The sequence below is a fragment of the Arthrobacter sp. C9C5 genome (assembly GCF_013359735.1).
Lineage (GTDB): Bacteria > Actinomycetota > Actinomycetes > Actinomycetales > Micrococcaceae > Arthrobacter.
The window spans coordinates 5,526-7,608 of the sequence record NZ_JABFMX010000036.1; the positions used below are offsets into that span (position 1 = coordinate 5,526).

Consider the following 2,083-nt stretch of genomic DNA (forward strand, 5'->3'; position numbering starts at 1 on the left):
TTCTTCTTGTCTTTTTTGCTGCTGTCCGTTGGATCCTACGTGCCCGCTCCACCGGCGCAACCGTCCTGCGGACGGCCGCGCACCGGATGCCTTGTGTCGGCGCTTCGCTTATTTCCTCCCACAATCCATCCGCCGCTTGCCCTTCGGGTTGCCCCGGCTCCGACGGGCACAGCTCCGCGATGCTCCGCCAGCAGGCAAAAAACATGGTGGGAGAGGGAAGCCGGTACGTCAGGCACCCGCACCGCCCGAGCGAAACGGAGCATCACCACATGAGCACCCAAACAATGACCCGCACGGCCACCGCCGACACCGCCGAAACGGTCACCGCCCCAGCCCTTCCGGCCGATGACCGGGCAGGGGACGGGTACGACTGGATGGACACCCTCGAGGGCACCCCTTGGTCCGTCCTGCCGAACTGGGGCAGCGAAGGCTGGGCCGCCGGATCCTGGCCCTACATCATCCTCACCGTCGCCCGCACCCGCGACGGGAACGGGGAACTCTTCGGCTACGGCACCTACGTCGAAGGCGACACCGCCACGCACTGGTTCCGATCCCAGGAGGCCTGCTTCGAAGCAATCACTGCCGAGGTGTTCTTCCACTGGGCCTCCGGACAGTCCGACGGCCCCGACAATCTCCCCGCCACAGCCGCGGAACTGCCCGACCAGGACCGGAAACCCTACCCCGGCTGGACGGACTAGGAAGGCCGCGGGTATCCCGGCCACGACTGGCCGGGATACCCGGAAGGCACGCCACATCCGTTGACAACATCATTGAGATTCCTTCGGATCGTACGTGCCCGCTCCAGCCCGTCTAGCCCCTCCTTCGTCGGGGCCTGCGGTGCAGGAAATGTCCCTGCGGCGCTCCTTCGTCGCTTATTTCCTTCGGGAATTTCCCGCCCGTTGCCCTGCGGGTAGACAGGCCTCCGTCGGGCACAGCTCCGCAAGCTCCGCCAGCAGCCAAAAAACAACCGGGGGAGAGGGGACGCTGGCCGGTCACCTGAGCCGCCCCACCCACCGGAATCCTCTGCAAAAAGGAGCAACAACCATGAACACCACACCCACCCTCGAAATGCTCGACCCGGCCACCATGACCGTGGACATCAACGTCCGCAAAGACGCGGCCCTAACCCCGGACTTCATCGCCAGCATCAAAGAACACGGCGTCATGGAACCGGTGATCGCCCACCGCAAAGACGACGGAACCGTCCACGTCCTGATGGGACAGCGCCGCACCCGCGCCGCCGTCCAAGCCGCCCGGCCCCAGATTCCGGTGATGATCATCGAATCGCCCGAAGAAGCAGAACGCATCGTGACCCAGGTCGTGGAGAACATCCAGCGGGCCGAGCTGACCGAAGCCGACGAGGCCGACGCCTACCACCAGCTGTCCCTGATCGGCGTCTCGGCCGCCGCGATCGCCAAGAAAACCGGCCGGACCAAAACCACGGTCGAGGGCGCGCTGAAAGCCAAAGCCTCAGACGCCGGAGCCGCCGCCCTGGGCAAGGGCTACACCATCGACGAAGCGCTCATCATGGCCGAATTTGAAGGGAATCAGGACGCCACCGAGGAATTGGAGTCCGTGATCGCGGACGAACCCGACCAGCTCCTCCACGTCGCGCAGATGCTCCGGGACCGCCGTGACAGCGCCGCCGCCCTCGCGGCACTGATCGAGGAACTGGAAGCGGCGGACAAGACCATCGTGGAGGACGCCGGGCACTACGCCACCGACGAGAACCTGTACGTCTCGGCCGCGAAGCGGTCCGACGGGGAACCGGCCACCGACGAGGACGCCAACGCCTACCTGATCAGCACCGACTACCGGGGCCAGCACAGCGCGAACCCCGTCATCGCCGGCTGGCAGGACCTGGGCTTCACCCCGAAGTACGAACGCTACGACGGCGGCCCGCAGGCCCAGAAAGGCCCGATGACCGAGGAACAGAAAGCCGAGCGGAAGACCCTGATCGCCAATAACCGCGAGATGGAAAGCGCCACGAAGGTCAGGCGTGAATTCGTTAAGACCCTGCTCTCGAAGAAGACCGCGCCGAAGGGCTGGCAGTACTTCACCGTCCACGCCATCACCCACGACC

General features: G+C 65.5%; 2 protein-coding genes. Both read left to right on the forward strand.

The annotated features are described in order from the left end of the window. Positions 1-269: 269 nt before the first annotated feature. Positions 270-698: a hypothetical protein gene (locus tag HNO80_RS17565; protein WP_175324139.1), complete on the forward strand. Its 429-nt coding sequence runs from the start codon at positions 270-272 to the stop codon at positions 696-698. Between the two features lie 346 nt (positions 699-1,044). Beyond that, positions 1,045-2,083, forward strand: a 1,039-nt coding sequence (locus HNO80_RS17570; protein WP_175324140.1) for a ParB/RepB/Spo0J family partition protein, incomplete at its 3' end; no start/stop codon positions are given.

Excerpts from the sequence above, each read along its gene's own strand:
- HNO80_RS17565 (WP_175324139.1), top strand. The coding sequence starts at position 270 with ATGAGCACCCAAACAATGACCCGCACGGCCACCGCCGACACCGCCGAA.